Origin of the sequence: Sporanaerobacter sp. PP17-6a (genome assembly GCF_900095615.1) — a bacterium.
Classification (GTDB): Bacteria; Bacillota; Clostridia; order Tissierellales; family Acidilutibacteraceae; genus Acidilutibacter; species Acidilutibacter cellobiosedens.
Genome location: NZ_FMIF01000015.1, coordinates 1 through 18164 on the forward strand (window position 1 = coordinate 1; position 18164 = coordinate 18164).

Consider the following 18164-nt stretch of genomic DNA (forward strand, 5'->3'; position numbering starts at 1 on the left):
TATCACAATATTTATATTTGTAAACAAAAATATTTATATTTTTATAAAAAAGGTTTTTATTAAAAATTAATAATAATGTTAATAAATCAAGGAAGCCTTCTTTGGAAATTCAATTAGAATGAAATTATATTACAAACCCTCCGTTAGGGCTTATTACCTGGCCTGTTATAAAATCCGCTTTATCGGATGCCAAAAACAAAGCACATTCTGCAATATCATCAGCCGTTCCCAGTCTCATAAGGGGCGTATCATATTTTAATTCTTCCAAATCCTTATCATTTAGCCCTTTTAACATATCGGTCTGTATTACTCCCGGAGCTATGGAATTAACCTGAATATTAGAAGGGCCGAGTTCTTTAGCTAATGCTTTTGTAAATCCTATAATTCCTGCCTTTACTGTGGAATAGTGAACCTCACATGATCCTCCTACCATTCCCCATATGGAAGAAATATTAATGATCTTTCCTTTTTTCTCGGATATCATATATTTAGCCACACTTTGAGTACAATTAAAAACTCCGGTTAAATTGATATCAATCATCCTCTTCCAATCATCCTGAGTAATATCTGTAAAAAGTATAGATTGAGCAACACCTGCATTATTAATGAGTAAATCTATGTTTCTGAATCTTTTTATACAAAATTCAACCATGGAATCCACCTGTTTTCTATCCGAAACATCAGCTCTGTAAGCATAAGCTATTATTCCTTTTGAATTCAATTGCTGGCACAGTTCTTCCGCTTCTTTTTTAGAATTATTATAATTTATTAACAAGTTATATCCGTTTTCAGCAAAAGCTTTCGCCATCTGTCTTCCGATTCCTTTAGATGCTCCTGTTATAATAGCTGTTTTATTCACAATTATTCCCCTTTCTGTAATAGAAAATGTTCAAATACATAATATTATTTAATTTCTATAATGTCAAAGAAAAAAATAGGAAAAGAGTTCCGTGGATGACCTCTTTTCCTAAATAAGAACAGCACAAAAGAACCGTCCCCTTGTGTTAATCCAATATTATATCCTTCAATTTTCTTTTTGGAACATGGTGAACTTGATTTTCGTCCCTCCAATATTTAACATCATTAGGCTCCCTCAGCTCCTCGAGAACAACCTTTTCCCTCGGCTTTCCTAAAGCAATCACAAGCAATACTTCATATTCCTCAGGTATACGGAGATCTTTTCTCAATCCTTGTTTATCTGCCGAACCAAACATACAGCCTCCAAGCCCTCTTTCAGCTGCTCCCAAAAGTATGCTCTGACAAGCAATTCCATGATCCCAAAGTTGATTATTACTGATTTTATTATCCCTCAGCATTATAATATATGCCGAAGGTCTTTCCCCTTCTTCCGGCCCTTCCCAATCTTTAAAATATGCCGCCCATTTTAAATGGGAAAATACGATTTTATTCTTATCATCGTCACAGGAAATAATATACTTTAAAGACTGGAGGTTTCCTCCTGAAGATGATAATCTGGCCAAATCGATTAGTTCTTCAATAGTTTTTCTTTCAATTTTTTCATCCTGATAAAATCTCCTATAAGAACGATTTTTTAATATCAAATCACGAATCATTTTTAACCCTCCCCTTTAATTTTATTCAAATTCATTTTAACTATAGTATGTCATACCTAACAACATTCTTCAATAAATAATATAAAAATTAAAGCAGTAAGCTTTTCCACATAAAACCTACTGCTCTTATTGCAATATTATTAGAAAATTAATTTATAATTTACTGTAAACTTCTCCTCGAGATGCAATTTGAATAATATTTATGATTAAATTTTTTTCATCTTTGCTAAATATAATTCTATATTTACCAACTCTCAATCTGTAATCTTCCATATTCCCATGCAATTTTTTAACATCTCCAAATGGAAGCTGATTTATAGATTTAATTATCCTTAACTGTGTATTTTTATCTAATTTTTTTAGATACTTGAGACAATTTTTCTCATATTTAATATTATATCTCATTTTTATTAACCTTTAATTCTTTTAAAATGTCATCTTGATCGATAAATTCACCTTTTAATTTAATCTTCTCTAACTGAAGACGTTCTTCTTCAGTTATATATTCATGCTCCTGTTCGTTTATTTCATTCCATTTATCCTGAGTCTCTTTAAATTTTAGAAATTCAGCCATGTCAATAATGGTTTTAATATTCTCCGGCCTCAATTCGTCTTTTAATATTTGTTCAATTTTTTTTTCAAGGGTCATGCCTTTTTCCCTCCCTTTTTAGTAATATTTTTCTAAAAAATATTACTAAAAAAATTATTCATAATTTATATATATTATAGCACAAAATATTTCATTTAAACTATCGGAATTCTATCCTTTCTGAAAAGAAGATATACTTTTAAAATTTACACTATAATATTTAACTACTATAAATAGTTTATTTCAGTATTTCCTTTATTACTCTTTCAAAATTTTTATGGGTAATCTTCTCTATCTGTTCTTGACCATATCCCCTATCTGATAATATCTTAATCAGTTGGGGTATCTTTGATGCATCTTCGATTCCCTTTGCCATTGTAGTTTCACTTTCTTGAAAACTATTGGTGGTATCTCCAGATAAGAAGTCACAAAAATCAAATCCGAATCCGACATAATCTATTCCTACCAAATTTACTATATAATCTATATGATCTGCCAATCTTTCTACCGTCGGATTTTTTTTATCTATAAAGTCCGGCCATGAATTCATTCCTATAACTCCATTACGTTCCGCAATAGCTTTTATCTGGTCATCTTTTAAGTTTCTTTTGGATTGGCATAAATTATAAACATTAGAATGAGAAGCGATAAAAGGTTTTCGTGTATGATTACATATATCCCAAAAAGTTTTCTCATTTCCATGGGATACATCAATTATCATTCCCAGTTCCTCCATCTTATGAAGTGCTTTAATTCCCAATTGGGTTATGCCCCTTTCAGGATTTCCGTTGCTTCCGGTAGCAAACTCATTTTCTTCATTCCAAGTAAGCATCCCGTGTCTTATTCCAAATTCATATAACATTGTTATTAAACTTGTATTTCCTCTAAGCCCGCTCATTCCTTCTATTCCAAGAATTATCGCAAATTTTCCTTGGTCTTGTATCCTCTTCATATCTTCATAATTATGGGCGATCTCTGCATAATCCTTCATATCTTTAATTTCCTCGGACAGTGCTCCTAAAATCTCCAGCATTCTCCAAGCGGGATTTTCGTCCGTATAAGGAGGATCTACCCAAACTACAAATATGCTTCCGTTCACTTCCCCTTTTTTTAATCTTTCAAGATGATGATTTCTAAAAACATTTTTTTCACCATTAAGCCTTTTAATAGCTACATCTGTTAGAATATCCGAATGTCCGTCAAATACCATAATATTACCTCCTAATTTTAATATTATATATTTAATATCAAAAATTTTTAAATCAGTTATACACTATTAATTTTTAATAAGATTAATTATATTATAATATAACTTAATTGTAATACTAAGCAGCAGTCCATCACTTTAAAACTTTTGTTGTTTTAAGTGACATTACTTCAGTAATATTATATAATAATTGTATAAATTATGCGACAAGTAAAGCAATATTGCGGAAAAGAATAGAGAATGACGAAAAAGGATGTGAAATAAATAGATGAAATTTGTATTATCTCCGGATTCTTTTAAAGAAAGCATGAGTGCTAAGGAAGTTGCCGAATCCATGGAACGAGGATTAAAGGTTGTTTTCCCTCAGGCCCAGTATATAAAAATCCCAATGGCTGACGGAGGAGAAGGCACAGTTGAATCTTTAGTTGAAGCAACATCGGGAAAAATTTATAATGTATCAGTTACGGATCCATTAGGAAATCCTGTTGTTGCAAACTTTGGAATCCTTGGAGACAAAAAGACAGCTGTAATAGAGATGGCATCAGCCAGCGGTATCCAATTGGTTCCCCAAGATAAAAGAAATCCATCTGTAACCACTACTTACGGTACCGGCGAATTAATTAAAGCCGCCCTTGAGAAAGGCGCAAATCATCTGATAATCGGAATCGGAGGAAGCGGAACTAATGACGGAGGCGCCGGAATGCTTCAGGCTCTCGGCGTAAGGTTTCTGACGAAAAATAATGAGGAAATTCCAAGAGGCGGGAAAAATTTGAATTTAATTCACAAAATTGATATAAGCAATTTAGATTCCAGATTATCAAAGGTCAAAGTAGAAGTTGCCTGCGATGTAACCAATCCTTTAACAGGAAAAGAAGGGGCTTCCTATATATTCGGTCCCCAAAAGGGGGCAACTGAAGAAATGGTGAAAGAATTGGATAATAATTTAAAACATTATGCTAAAGTGATAAGAGAACAAATCGGAAAGGATGTTGAAAATATTTCCGGAGCAGGGGCAGCAGGAGGATTAGGAGCAGGCCTTTTAGCTTTTCTCGATACAAAATTGGTCAGGGGAGTAGATCTCATTATTCATTACACCAATTTGGAATCTCATATAAAAGATGCAGATTTTGTATTTACGGGAGAAGGCAGCATAGATTCTCAGACTCTCTTTGGGAAAACCCCTTTTGGAGTAGCTTCCGTGGCAAAGAAATACAATGTTCCCGTCATAGTCCTTGCGGGCAGAATCGGAAAGGGATATGAAAAACTGTATGATCACGGCATAACGGCAATATTTAATATACTCTCCAAAGTCACCACATTAGAACATGCTCTTAAAGACGGTTCTCAAAATGTTGAAACAACAAGCCAAAACATCGGCAGGCTAATAAAGGCATCTCAAGATATCTAAAAAAAGAAGTATTAAGATACTTCTTTTTTATTGATAAGATTTATTTTATATTTGTGTCGTTATATCCCAGCAATTTCCTTATCTCATCCTGTTTCCCAAACAGTACACAACCTCCCTCATGCTCTTCATTCATCAATCCTTGGGTGTTCAGCTTTTGAAAAAGGGGAGATTGAAGTGCTTCTAACAAGGAACAATCTTTTAAATTCATATCAGAATAAGGAGAAAAAGGACAAGGTTCTGCTCTGCCTGCAGTATTTATATGGAAGAATCCCCTGCCTGCGGCCAAGCATCCTCCCATGTATTTTTCATCTCCCGGAAATGATAAGTAGATGATATCTTCGTACTGTTTTCTTAAAATATCCTGCCGTTCTTCTAAGATCTTTCTTCCTCCTTCGGTCAAAACAAGATTTTCAGTTGAAGGTTCAGCCGGAACATATTCAATATAAAATACAACGCCGCATCCTTCTTTATATAATGTGTCGATAAATTCCTTACTCGTTACAACATCCAAATTTTCCATAGTGACGGTAATAGAAGTACCATAAAATATTCCCCGAGTATTCATTTGCTTCATTTTCCCGACCAATGACGTATATACTCCTTCTCCCCGCCTTTTATCCGTTTCAATAAGGCCGCCTTCCATGCTGAAGACCGGAACAAGATTTCTATTCTTGTCAAATAAATCAATATACGATTCATCCATAATAGTTCCATTCGTGAATATAGGAAAAATAACATCGGGAAATTCAGCTGCTGTTTCTATAATACATCTGGACAAAAGGGGTTCTCCTCCTGCAAGAAGAATAAACGAGATCCCGAGCTGATTGGCTTCCTGAAAAATTCGTTTCCATTGATCACAAGTCAGCTTCTCCTGTTGAGGGTAAGTACTGCAGGATTGATTTGCCCTTGCATAACACCCCTTATAAAACATATTACATTGTGTCGTAATACTTGCAATCAGAAAAGACGGAATATGTGTACCTTGTGATTCCAACTGATTACGTTTTTTTACGGCATCTTTCTGCGCAATCATATATCTTAAGAGAAAAGCACTTTCACGAGGATTTTTTAAAGACGACTTTAATGCCTTCCGAACAATTCGTTCAATTCCACCATTCATATATTCCATCAAATTCATACTCATTTCCTCCAAAATTAAGTTATATGAGAACTTCATCAATAAGCAGTAATACTTCTCCCCTCATATCACCTGTTTAACCGGCGATATGCTCCCACAGCTTAACCTATTTACCTTAACTTAAAGTGAAGATAAAAAACATTAAAATCAATATATCCAATATACATCTCTAATTTTAGAGGTATACGGATTTCTTGTCAATAAAAAAACAATAAATATAAAAAAACTTTTATTGTTTATTATTATATGAATAATTTTCTATTGACTTATCTTTTTTTTACTGATATTATGTCATTGTAAGACAATTTTATATAATGTACGTTCATATAAATCTCACAATATGGCTGAGAAGTCTCTACCAAGTGACCGTAAATTACTTGACTATGAATGAAAATGCACTTAGGATTCCGAAGGTGCTTATTTGTATTGCTTATGTAATGCCTTCAGGATAAAACCCAGGGGGTAGGTTTCACTTGTAGTGATCTTACTCTGCCTGGGTTTATTATTTTTTAGGAGGTATAATTGTGAATAGTCCGGTAAGAAGAATATTTGTAGAAAAGAAAAGAAAGTTCAACATAGAAGCAGAACGGCTATATAATGATTTAAAACAAAATTTATCCATAAAAGGATTGGAAGAAGTAAGAATTTTAAACAGATATGATATCCAGGAAATTTCCGATGATGCATACCTAAAATCATTAAAAACCATATTCTCTGAACCAAATGTGGATACGGTATATGAAGAAAAAATAGAAACAAAAGATGAATGGAAAATATTTGGGATAGAATATCTGCCCGGTCAATACGACCAGAGAGCGGATTCTGCCGTCCAATGCATCGAAATACTGACGGAAAAAGAAAAACCGATTATAAATACGGCAAAAATAATAATTCTTAAGGGAAATATTACAAATGAAGAATTTAAAAAGATTAAACATTATTGTATAAATCCTGTAGACCGCAGAGAAGCAGAATTAACCAAACCTGATAATCTGGAAAATGAAATAATTTCTCCCGACAATGTAATAACATTAGACGGGTTCATCGAAAAATCCCCCAAAGAGTTGGAAGAATTTAAAAATACTTTGGGTCTTGCCATGAGCATCGAGGATATTAAGTTCTGCCAGGAATATTTTAAGCTCACGGAAAAGAGAAATCCCACTATAACTGAAATAAAAGTCATAGATACTTATTGGTCGGATCACTGCAGGCATACCACCTTCCAGACAAAAATAAATTCCGTAAATTTCGATAAGGGCTTTTATTGTGATTCTATCAAAAAAGCATATGAAGAATATCTCAGTACAAGGGAATATGTTTACGGCAACAGTAAAAAAAATGTCTGTCTGATGGATATTGCAGTTATCGGAATGAAAGAACTTAAAAAAAGAGGATTGTTAAATGATTTGGACGATTCCGACGAAATAAACGCCTGCAGTATAAATGTAGATGTGGATGTAGACGGTAAAATAGAAAAATGGCTTGTAATGTTTAAAAACGAAACTCACAATCATCCTACCGAAATAGAACCTTTCGGCGGCGCTGCAACATGTTTGGGAGGAGCTATAAGAGACCCCCTATCAGGGAGAGCCTATGTATATCAGGCAATGAGAGTTACAGGAAGCGGAGATCCGAGAAAAAGTATAGAAGACACTCTTCCCGGAAAACTTCCCCAAAGAAAAATAACTACGGAAGCCGCCAGAGGATACAGCTCCTACGGAAATCAAATCGGCATAGCTACAGGTCATGTATCTGAAATATACAACGAAGGATATGTAGCAAAGAGAATGGAAATAGGAGCGGTAATAGCAGCTGTCAAAAAAGAAAATGTAATAAGAAAAAAGCCAAAAACAGGAGATCTAATCATCTTAATAGGAGGAAGAACAGGGAGAGACGGTTGCGGCGGAGCTACCGGTTCGTCTAAATCCCATACGGACAAATCCATATTGACCTGCGGCTCAGAGGTACAAAAAGGAAATGCTCCAACAGAAAGGAAACTGTTAAGATTATTCAGAAATCCTCAATTCAGTAAAATAGTAAAAAGGTGTAATGACTTTGGAGCCGGAGGAGTTTCGGTGGCTGTAGGGGAACTGACTGACAGTATAGAAATCAATTTGGATAATGTATTGAAGAAATATGAAGGTCTTGACGGAACCGAACTTGCCATATCCGAATCTCAAGAAAGAATGGCAGTAGTAATAAACAAAGAAGATTTAGAATTGATGAAAAAATATGTGGAAGAAGAAAATCTCGAAGCAACAATAGTAGGAAAAGTAACGGACGACAACAGATTAAAGATGATGTGGAAAAACAAAAAAATATTGGATATAGACAGAAAATTTTTAGATACCAACGGCGCTCAGCAAAACACTGATGTCTATGTGGAAGAACCCGATTCTGAAAATTATTTTAATACAATCCCCGAATGTTTAAATAAAAATTCTTTAAAAACTGCTTTTATAGATAATTTAAAAAGCATCAATGTAGCAAGCCAAAAGGGATTAGTCGAAAGATTCGACTCCACCATAGGTGCCGGTACTATATTGATGCCTTTCGGAGGAAAATATCAGCTCACCCCTTCTTTGGGAATGACGGCTAAAATTCCCGTTCTAAGAGGATATACAGATACATGTACCCTCATGGCTTACGGATTCGATTCCGAACTTTCCACTTGGAGTCCATTCCATGGCGGAATGTATGCGGTAGTTGATTCAGTCGCAAAAATTGTGGCAATGGGAGGAAATCACAAAAATATAAAACTTACCTTTCAGGAATACTTTGAAAAATTAACTGATGATAAAAAATGGGGAAAGCCTCTGTCTGCTCTATTGGGAGCTTACGAAGCACAGAAAAATCTTAAAGTTGCAGCCATAGGAGGAAAGGACAGCATGTCGGGAAGTTTCAACGATTTAAATGTTCCTCCTACCTTAGTGAGCTTTGCCGTATGTGTAGGCAATGCGAAAAACATAATATCGCCGGAGTTTAAAAAAGTCGGAAGTCAAATTGTTATAATCAAATCTCCGCGAAAAGAAAATCAGTTGCCGGACTTTGAAACACTCAATAAAAATTTTTCGGCAATACATGAATTGATTATAAATAAAAAAATACTCTCGGCTTATACCATAGGGATCGGCGGAATAGCTGCATCAATAAGCAAAATGGCCTTCGGAAACAAGATAGGGATGGTATTTACCCGTGAAATGACAAGAAAAAAATTATTTTCTCCCGACTACGGCTCAATAATCTTGGAAATAGATGAAAAAGAAAATTTAAATGAACTATTGGGAAATTTAAAATATGAAATAATCGGACGTACAAATAAAAATTCGGTAATAAATATAAATAGCACCAAGATAGACTTGGAATGTGCCATAAAAAAATGGGAAGAACCTTTAAACAATGTATTTCCCATAAGAAGAAGCATAAATGATAGTGCTGAAAATATCAGCTATGAAAGGGAGAATACATTTAAGGCAAAATTTTCAACATCAAAGCCAAAAGTTTTCATCCCCGTATTCCCCGGAACAAATTGTGAATACGATATGAAAAGAGCTTTTGAAAAGGCGGGAGGCGATGTTGACATCTTCGTATTCAAAAATTTAGCTCCTCAGGATATAAAGGACTCTATAAAATCAATGGCAGAAAAGATCAAAAACAGCCAAATTATAGCTCTGCCTGGAGGATTCAGTGCAGGAGACGAGCCTGACGGTTCCGGAAAATTTATAGCAACTGTATTCAAAAATCCATATATAGCAGAAGAAGTAACTAATTTCTTAAATAATAGAGATGGCCTCATATTGGGAATATGTAACGGATTTCAGGCCCTTATAAAGTTAGGCCTCCTTCCTTACGGGGAAATAAGAGAAATGGATGAGGAATCTCCTACATTGACCTTTAACAAAATCGGAAGGCATATATCCCGTATGGTTCAAACAAAAGTGGTTTCCAATCTTTCTCCTTGGTTCAGCAATGTAAAAGTAGGAGATATATTTACCATTCCTATATCCCATGGAGAAGGACGATTGATCTCAAACGAAAAAATATTTAAAGAAATGACAAAAAATGGGCAAATAGCTACTCAGTACGTTGACTTCTACGGAAACGCCAATTATGACGGCAGCTTCAATCCCAACGGGTCTTTCCAATGTATAGAAGGAATAACCAGCCCTGATGGGAGAATATTAGGCAAGATGGGACATTCGGAAAGAATAGGAAAGCATCTATATAAAAACATCGCCGGCAAATCGGATCAAAGATTGTTTGAGGCCGGAATCAGCTATTTTAAATAAGGGAGGAAGTATTATGAAAGTCGCAATAATTATGGGAAGTGATTCTGATCTTCCCGTAGTGGAAAGAAGTTTTAGAATTTTAAAGGAATTCGGAGTCGGCACGGAAGTAAGAGTTATATCGGCTCACAGAACTCCGGATGAAGCAGTTGAATTCGGAAAAAATGCAGAAAAAAACGGCTTTGATGTAATAATAGCGGCTGCAGGAAAGGCTGCCCATCTTGGAGGAATAATAGCGGCAGTAAGTATTGTACCGGTTATCGGATTGCCGATAAAATCATCGACTTTGGACGGACTGGATTCTCTGTTATCTACGGTTCAAATGCCTAAAGGTATTCCCGTGGCTACCGTGGCAATAGACGGAGCGGAAAATGCTGCTCTCTTAGCAATTCAAATATTATCCGTAAAGGATGAAAATTTAAAAATAAAACTTAGAGAATACAGAAAAAAAATGGCGGAAGAAATCAACGAAAAAGATAAAGAAATTCAACAAAAATTAATTTAATGGAGGTAGTCGGGATGGAAAAACTTGAAATGTTATATGAAGGTAAAGCTAAAAAGGTATTTAAAACCGATGATGATAAAAAGTATATTGTAGAATATAAAGACGATGCTACTGCTTTCAACGGAGTAAAAAAAGGAACCATAGTAGGAAAAGGAGTAATAAACAATAAAATGTCGGCTCAATTATTTACACTCCTTGAAAAAGAAAATATCCCCACTCATTTTGAAAGACTTTTAAGCGACCGGGAAATGCTCGTGAAGGCCGTAAAAATACTTCCTTTGGAGGTTATAGTAAGAAACGTTGCGGCAGGTTCTCTGTCAAAAAGGCTCGGACTTAAGGAAGGGACCGAATTAAAAAGTACCGTTCTTGAATTCAGCTACAAAAACGACGAACTCGGAGATCCCCTTGTTAATGATTATCACATAAAAGCCATGGAACTTGCAACGGATGAACAGTTGAATATAATAAAAGATTACGCTTTTAAAATTAACGATATATTGATTAAATTTTTCAGAGAAAAAAAGATGAAGTTAATTGATTTTAAATTGGAATTCGGATTATATGACGGAAAAGTAATTCTTGCAGACGAAATATCTCCCGATACATGCAGACTTTGGGATGTTGAGACTAATGAAAAATTAGACAAAGACAGGTTCAGAAGAGATCTGGGAAATGTGGAGGAAGCCTATGAGGAAGTATTATCCAGGTTATCTAAATAGAAGCAGCAGTCAGGAGGAACATAAAATGGGTTTCGATTTGATGGATGAAGATAAGTTAAAAGAAGAATGCGGAGTTATGGGAGTATATTCAAAAGTGCAAAATGTTTCCCATATGATCTATTACGGTCTTTATGCCCTTCAGCACAGAGGTCAGGAAAGTGCCGGAATTGCCGTAAGCAAAGATAGTAAAATAGACTGCTATAAAGATATGGGCCTTGTATCTCAGGTATTCAGCGATAAAAATAAATTGGAAAGATTAGAGGGAAATATAGGGGTAGGTCATGTAAGATATTCTACAACAGGAGAAAGTTTAGCGGTAAATGCTCAGCCTCTGATTGTCAAATGTAAAAACGGAGAAATGGCACTGGTTCACAACGGTAATATAGTAAATGCCAGAAGTATACGAAAGATCCTTGAATCAGAAGGAGTGTCTTTTCAAACCACAAACGACAGTGAAGTCATGGCTAATATGATAGCAAGGTATTATAAAGATGATATAGAAAAAGCCATAAAGGGAGTAATGGAAATAGTAAAAGGTTCTTACGCCCTTATAATAATGACGGAAGATAAACTCATAGGTGTAAGAGACAATCAGGGTATAAGGCCTCTCTGCCTTGGAAAAACAGATGACGGATACGTTCTCTCTTCGGAAAGCTGCGGGTTGGATGCTATAGGAGCGGAACTTGTAAGGGATATTGAACCCGGAGAAATAGTCATAATAGATAAAAACGGCATAAGAAGTATATTCAACGATAAATGGAACAGAAAAAAATTATGCATATTTGAAATTATCTATTTTGCCAGACCTGACAGTATAATAGACGGTATAAACGTTTATTCCGCAAGAAAAGAAGCCGGAAAAATACTTTCAAGTGAATATCCGGTAGACGCCGATGTGGTAATCTCCGTTCCGGACTCCGGTACTCCCGCTGCCATAGGATATGCGGAAGAATCAGGCATACCCTACAGCATAGGCTTAATAAAAAACAGATATATAGGAAGAACATTTATAAGTCCAAATCAAAAGGCAAGAGAAAAAGGAGTAGAAATAAAATTAAATGTTATAAAAGAAAATATTGAAGGAAAAAGGGTAGTTCTTGTAGATGATTCAATCGTAAGAGGGACAACGAGTAAAAGAATCGTAAATATGCTTAAAAAAGCAGGAGCTAAAGAAGTTCACTTAAGAGTAAGCTCTCCGTCGGTATCATACCCTTGTTATTTCGGCATTGATACTCCTTACAGAAAATATCTGATAGGTGCAAATAAGACCTCTGATGAAATATGTGAAATGATTAATGCGGACAGTTTAGGATTTCTATCTCAAGAAGGTCTTATTAAATCCACGGGGAAAAGCGACCAGTTCTGTTCTGCCTGCTTCAACGGAGATTATCCTATGGAAATACCAAGAGAGGGGTTGGAATTAGATGAATAATAAAGGACTGACTTATAAGGATTCGGGAGTAAATATAAATGCGGGATATGAAGCAGTTAAACGCATGAAAGCCCACGTACACAGCACATTTACGGAAGGAGTTTTGTCGGACATAGGCGGATTCAGCGGAATGTTTGCATTAAATAAAAATGAATTTGAAGAACCTGTATTGTTATCAGGCACCGACGGTGTGGGAACCAAACTGATGATTGCTTTCATGATGGATAAGCATGATACAATTGGACAGGATTGTGTGGCCATGTGTGTAAACGATATATTGTGTCAAGGAGCAAGGCCGCTATTTTTCTTGGATTATGTAGCCTCAGGAATATTAAATCCCGAAAAAATAGAAAAAATAGTATCAGGTATTTCCACCGGATGCATAAAGGCAAAATGTGCTCTTATAGGAGGAGAAACAGCGGAAATGCCCGGATTGTACAAAGAAGACGAATATGATTTGGCAGGATTTGCCGTAGGAATAGCGGACAAGAAAAAAATCATAACGGGAGAAAAAATTAAGAAAGGTGATGTTCTTATAGGCCTTCCCTCCAGCGGATTGCACAGTAACGGATTTTCTTTGGTAAGGAAGCTGTTCTTTGATATTAAAAAATATAAAATTGATCAATATATAGAGGATTTGGGTACCACCTTGGGAGAAGAACTCCTGAAGCCCACAAGAATATATTATGACCCTTTAACGGAACTGAATGATAAATTCGATATAAAGGGAATCAGCCATATAACCGGAGGAGGATTCTATGAAAATATACCGAGAATGTTCCCTGAAGGATTGACAGGCTTTATAGACAGAAACCATGTCAGTATCCCTCCTATCTTTCAACTCATCCAAGAACTTGGAAATATCGATATCGATGAGATGTATTCCACATTCAACATGGGAATAGGAATAGTAATGGCAGTTGACGAAAAAGACGCTGACAATATAATAAAATTTTTAAAAGGTAAAAATGAAGAAGCCTATATAATAGGAAGCGTTATTAAAGGAAACGGAGGTCTGTCAATATGTCGCCGGTAAATATGGGAGTACTCATATCCGGTAACGGAACGAATCTCCAGTCGTTAATCGACCATATAAATGCCGGAAACATAAACGCAAAAATCAAAGTAGTCATATCCAACAGAAAAAATGCTTACGGGCTTATAAGGGCTAAAAATAACGGAATAGATACCGCTTATATCGACAAAAAAATCTTTAAAGATGAAGAAGAATTCAACAGGGCGATTATGTATGAGCTTAAAAAAAGAGATGTGGACCTTGTTGTATTGGCAGGATATTTAAAAATTTTGAGCAGCAAATTTATTAATGAATACAAAAATAAGATAATAAATATCCATCCTTCTTTAATCCCAAGTTTCTGCGGAAAGGGCTACTATGGAGAAAAGGTCCATAAGGCTGTGTTGGATTACGGAGCAAAAGTTACAGGAGCTACTGTCCATTTTGTAAACGAAGAAGCAGATGCCGGCCCTATAATACTTCAAAGGCCGGTGATGATAGATGAAAGTGATACCGTAGGTTCTCTTCAAAATAAAGTATTAAAAATAGAACATACACTTCTTCCGGAAGCAGTAAAATTATATTGTGAAGGCAGAATAACCATAGACGGAAGAAAAGTATCGATAAAGGAGTGAAAATATGAAAAGGGCATTGATAAGTGTTTATGATAAGAAAGGAATAATAGAATTTGCTAAAAAGCTTTCCGATATGGGATGGGAGATTATTTCTACGGGAGGAACATCAAGGATTCTTTCCGGTTCAGGACTAAAAGTTACTGATGTTTCAGATGTCACGGGATTTCCCGAATGTTTTAACGGAAGAGTAAAAACTCTTCATCCTAAAATACATGGTGGTATCTTAGCATTAAGGGATGATGAAAACCATTTAAAGACTATGAAAGAATTGGGCATAAAGCCTATAGATATGGTGGTGAATAATTTATATCCCTTTAAAGAAACCCTTCTAAAGGCAGAATCGACTCATGAAGATATAATAGAAAATATTGATATAGGCGGACCTTCCATGTTAAGGGCTGCCGCAAAAAATTACAAATTCGTAACGGTAATAGTAGACCCGAAGGATTATAATACAATAATAGATGAGCTTGAAAATAAAGGCGAAGTATCATACAAAACAAGGGAATATCTTGCCGCCAAAGTCTTTCAGCATACAAGTAACTATGATGCATTGATTTCTCACTATTTTAATAAAAAAACGAATATTAAATTCCCGGATACCGTAACTTTAACCTTTGAAAAAAAACAGGATTTGAGATACGGAGAAAATCCTCATCAAGAGGCTGCATTTTATACTGAAGAACTGGAAACCACAGGTACACTTTCGGAAGCAGTTAAACTTCATGGGAAAGAACTATCCTACAATAATATCGGTGACGGAAACGGAGCATTGGAAATTCTTAAAGAATTTACCCTTCCAACCGTTGTAGCCGTAAAACACGCCAATCCATGCGGAGTAGGAAGCGGAAAAAATATAGCCGAAGCATTTAAAAAAGCCTATGAATCGGATAAACAGTCTATATTTGGAGGAATAATAGCCGCAAATGATGAAATAGATGTTGATACTGCAAAGATGATAAAAGATATTTTTATAGAAGTTGTTATAGCACCTTCTTATTCTGAATCTGCTTTGAAAATTTTAGAAGCTAAGAAAAATATCAGATTATTAAGATTGCCTCATATAAACTATAACAAATATTCAACTTATGATATGAAAAAAGTATTGGGGGGAGTTCTCCTTCAAGACAGAAATCAGGGAAAAATGTATGAGGATTTAAAAATAGTTACTCAAAGAAAACCTTCCGATGAAGAATTGAAGGATTTATTGTTTGCATGGAAGGTAGTCAAAAATACTAAATCAAATGCCATAGTATTGGCTAAAAATCAAGGAACCGTAGCTGTAGGCCCCGGACAGGTCAGCAGAATATGGGCATTGGAAAACGCCATAAGGCAAGGTGAAGAAAGTGTTCGCGGAAGTGTAATGGCATCGGATGCCTTTTTCCCTTTTTCCGACTGCATTGAAGCAGCTGCAAAAGCCGGAATTACTGCTGTTATTCAGCCGGGCGGTTCAGTAAGGGATAAGGATTCAATAGATATGGCTGATAAGTATAAAATATCAATGCTATTTACAGGCATGAGACATTTCAAACATTAAGATAAATGGAGGTAAAAACATGAAAGTTCTTGTTATAGGCGGAGGCGGAAGAGAACATGCCATCGTTTGGAAATTATCTCAAAGTCCCAATGTATCAAAAATATTTTGTGCTCCCGGAAATGAAGGTATCGCTCAACTTGCCCAATGCGTCAATATAAATCCCGGTGACATTGATACTCTTTTATCCTTTGCAATCCAAGAAAAAATAGATTTGACGGTTGTCGGTCCGGAAGTACCTTTAGTATTGGGAATAACAGATAAATTTACTGAAAATGGTATGAAGATATTTGGCCCGAATAAAAAAGGTGCAATGCTCGAAGGAAGTAAAAAATATGCCAAAAAATTTATGGAAAAATATCAAATACCTACAGCAAGATATTCCACATACAATCAAGCAGAAGATGCAATAAATGGATTAAGTCAATTTGCCTTTCCTTTAGTAATAAAAGCCGACGGACTGGCGGCAGGAAAAGGTGTCATTATATGCGAAAATATTGATGATGCTAAAAAAGCAATTGAAGATATCCTCAAAAATAAAAAATTCGGCGATTCGGGAAATGAAATTATAATTGAGGAATATCTTAAGGGAACTGAAGCATCTCTTATGTGCTTGGTTGATAACAAAAAGATTATACCTTTAGAGAGTGCCAAGGATTATAAGAAAGCATTGGACAATGACAAGGGCCTTAATACCGGAGGAATGGGTTCTATTTCCCCCAATAAAATATTAAACGAAGAGTTAATGAATAAAATAAAAACCGAGATATTAGACAGGATACTAATAGGTCTTCACGAAGAAAAAATTTATTATAAAGGAATATTATATGTGGGCCTTATGATTACATCGGATGATGTAAAAGTTTTAGAATTTAATGTGAGATTTGGGGACCCGGAAACGGAGGTTCTTCTCCCCCGATTGGAAAGTGATCTGTTCAATATATTTTTAAAGACTATAGACGGAACCATCTCGGAAGAGGATTTAAAATGGACAGATAAAGTATGCATCTGTACTGTTTTGACTTCAGGCGGATATCCCGAATTCTACGAAAAGGGAAACGCCATATACGGACTGGATTCATTGGATAAGGACATATTGGTATTCCATGCGGGAACGAGAAAAACCGATAAAATAGTTACAAACGGAGGAAGAGTCCTCACTGTAGGCACTCTTGCAGGCAATTTCAATGAAGGACGAAATAAAGTATATAAAAACATAGACAAAATACATTTTGAAAACATGGCTTACAGAAAAGATATAGGAAAAGAGCAGAGAAACTAATTAGTTTCTCTGTTCCCCTTATTTTCATCCTCTCAATTTAAATACGATAATCCCAATTATCATAATCAAAACTCCCAATAACTTTGTAAAATCAAATTCTATCCGAGATGCTCCAAAAAGTCCGAAGGCATCAATAGCTGTTGCCACTATCAATTGAGCTATAAGCATCACCGAAGTCGAAAAAGCAGCTCCCAATAAGATTATTCCTACCATAGAACTGTATACTATAATTACTCCAAACATTCCGCCTATTAAGTACAGCTTTTTTACCTCACCTATCTTGCCTAAATTCCCGTCGCCAAGGACAGCCATAAGTATAATTCCGAAAATAAGTCCCACAGCATGAACAATTACGGTCGTTTCCCACAACCCTATTTTGTCACTTACGCGATTGTTAAATACTACCTGAAGGCTTACCAATATCCCCGTAAGGAGAGAAAATAAAATTCCTACCATTTCCACACCACTTTCATTTAATATTGTCCAATTTTTTACCGCATTTAGGACAGAATGAAAATTCTTTATCTATTTTAGCTCCGCAATAAGGACAATATAATATTTTCGATTTATTATCCACCCATTTTTCTATGGGATCTTCTTCTTCGGAAGAATCGGTTATATCGAATTCCGAAAATCGATTTTTCCCCGTAGCATTTTTGAAATGATAAACAGCTTGAACAATTCCCATTATTATAAACAATACTCCAAACATGGGAAATAAAATTGATTCGGTCATATTAAAAGCTATAGCAGTCCAAAATATTCCAAATATCACCGCAAATATGGACCCTATAAAGGACATCCCAGAAGGTCCACGGCCCGGCTTAACGCTTTTCATAA

17 protein-coding genes and 1 riboswitch are annotated in these 18164 nt (G+C 35.4%); of the genes, 9 read left to right on the plus strand and 8 right to left on the minus strand.

All coding sequences use genetic code 11. The annotated features are described in order from the left end of the window. Window positions 1–124: 124 nt before the first annotated feature. The 5 genes from ymfI to PP176A_RS07175 form a co-directional block, all read right to left on the minus strand. The gene (ymfI, locus tag PP176A_RS07155) at window positions 125–859 is read right to left on the minus strand and encodes an elongation factor P 5-aminopentanone reductase (protein ID WP_234958866.1); all 735 of its coding nucleotides are present in this window, start codon (window positions 857–859) and stop codon (window positions 125–127) included. 145 nt (window positions 860–1004) lie between these two features. After that, window positions 1005–1574 (minus strand): nitroreductase family protein, encoded by a 570-nt coding sequence (locus tag PP176A_RS07160; protein ID WP_071139787.1) that lies wholly within the window; start codon window positions 1572–1574, stop codon window positions 1005–1007. A gap of 153 nt (window positions 1575–1727) precedes the next feature. Further along, window positions 1728–1979, minus strand: coding sequence for a type II toxin-antitoxin system RelE family toxin (locus PP176A_RS07165; RefSeq protein WP_083381842.1), 252 nt, complete (start codon window positions 1977–1979; stop codon window positions 1728–1730). Further along, window positions 1969–2223, minus strand: coding sequence for a hypothetical protein (locus PP176A_RS07170; RefSeq protein WP_071139789.1), 255 nt, complete (start codon window positions 2221–2223; stop codon window positions 1969–1971). The genes PP176A_RS07165 and PP176A_RS07170 overlap by 11 nt, the downstream gene beginning before the upstream one ends. 178 nt (window positions 2224–2401) lie before the next feature. After that, window positions 2402–3373 (minus strand): dipeptidase, encoded by a 972-nt coding sequence (locus PP176A_RS07175; RefSeq protein ID WP_071139790.1) that lies wholly within the window; start codon window positions 3371–3373, stop codon window positions 2402–2404. Window positions 3374–3638: 265 nt separating this feature from the next. Here PP176A_RS07175 and PP176A_RS07180 point away from each other — a divergent pair, with 265 nt between their 5' ends. Beyond that, a complete protein-coding gene (locus tag PP176A_RS07180; protein WP_071139791.1) occupies window positions 3639–4778 on the plus strand; it encodes a glycerate kinase in 1140 nt (379 codons plus the stop codon). 40 nt (window positions 4779–4818) lie between these two features. Here the strand turns inward: PP176A_RS07180 and PP176A_RS07185 are convergent, their stop codons facing one another. Then, window positions 4819–5916 (minus strand): radical SAM protein, encoded by a 1098-nt coding sequence (locus tag PP176A_RS07185; RefSeq protein WP_200796092.1) that lies wholly within the window; start codon window positions 5914–5916, stop codon window positions 4819–4821. Between the two features lie 302 nt (window positions 5917–6218). Next, a riboswitch (purine riboswitch) is annotated at window positions 6219–6320 on the plus strand. A gap of 120 nt (window positions 6321–6440) precedes the next feature. Here PP176A_RS07185 and PP176A_RS07190 point away from each other — a divergent pair. From PP176A_RS07190 to purD, 8 genes are read left to right on the plus strand one after another with little or no spacing between them, the layout of a single operon-like run. Continuing rightward, window positions 6441–10205, plus strand: a complete 3765-nt coding sequence (locus PP176A_RS07190; protein ID WP_071139793.1) for a phosphoribosylformylglycinamidine synthase — start codon at window positions 6441–6443, stop codon at window positions 10203–10205. Window positions 10206–10218: 13 nt separating this feature from the next. Next, entirely contained in the window at window positions 10219–10707 is a 489-nt protein-coding gene (gene purE, locus PP176A_RS07195) for a 5-(carboxyamino)imidazole ribonucleotide mutase (RefSeq protein WP_071139794.1), read from the plus strand. Between the two features lie 14 nt (window positions 10708–10721). Beyond that, entirely contained in the window at window positions 10722–11426 is a 705-nt protein-coding gene (gene purC / locus PP176A_RS07200; protein WP_071139795.1) for a phosphoribosylaminoimidazolesuccinocarboxamide synthase, read from the plus strand. Between the two features lie 25 nt (window positions 11427–11451). Continuing rightward, window positions 11452–12858, plus strand: coding sequence for an amidophosphoribosyltransferase (gene purF, locus PP176A_RS07205; protein WP_071139915.1), 1407 nt, complete (start codon window positions 11452–11454; stop codon window positions 12856–12858). After that, on the plus strand, window positions 12851–13894 hold the full coding sequence (gene purM, locus PP176A_RS07210) for a phosphoribosylformylglycinamidine cyclo-ligase (RefSeq protein ID WP_071139796.1): 1044 nt from the start codon (window positions 12851–12853) through the stop codon (window positions 13892–13894). Before purF ends, purM begins: the two co-directional genes overlap by 8 nt. Continuing rightward, window positions 13882–14508, plus strand: coding sequence for a phosphoribosylglycinamide formyltransferase (gene purN / locus PP176A_RS07215; protein WP_071139797.1), 627 nt, complete (start codon window positions 13882–13884; stop codon window positions 14506–14508). Before purM ends, purN begins: the two co-directional genes overlap by 13 nt. Before the next feature lie 4 nt (window positions 14509–14512). Then, window positions 14513–16045 carry a bifunctional phosphoribosylaminoimidazolecarboxamide formyltransferase/IMP cyclohydrolase gene (purH, locus tag PP176A_RS07220; protein WP_071139798.1) on the plus strand — a complete coding sequence of 511 codons (1533 nt, stop codon included), beginning with the start codon at window positions 14513–14515 and terminating at the stop codon, window positions 16043–16045. A gap of 19 nt (window positions 16046–16064) precedes the next feature. After that, the gene (purD, locus tag PP176A_RS07225) at window positions 16065–17324 is read left to right on the plus strand and encodes a phosphoribosylamine--glycine ligase (RefSeq protein WP_071139799.1); all 1260 of its coding nucleotides are present in this window, start codon (window positions 16065–16067) and stop codon (window positions 17322–17324) included. Window positions 17325–17348: 24 nt separating this feature from the next. Here the strand turns inward: purD and PP176A_RS07230 are convergent, their stop codons facing one another. Both PP176A_RS07230 and PP176A_RS07235 read right to left on the minus strand, forming a co-directional pair. Further along, window positions 17349–17780: a DMT family transporter gene (locus tag PP176A_RS07230; RefSeq protein ID WP_071139800.1), complete on the minus strand. Its 432-nt coding sequence runs from the start codon at window positions 17778–17780 to the stop codon at window positions 17349–17351. 13 nt (window positions 17781–17793) lie between these two features. Further along, window positions 17794–18162 (minus strand): zinc ribbon domain-containing protein, encoded by a 369-nt coding sequence (locus PP176A_RS07235; protein WP_071139801.1) that lies wholly within the window; start codon window positions 18160–18162, stop codon window positions 17794–17796. Window positions 18163–18164: the final 2 nt, after the last annotated feature.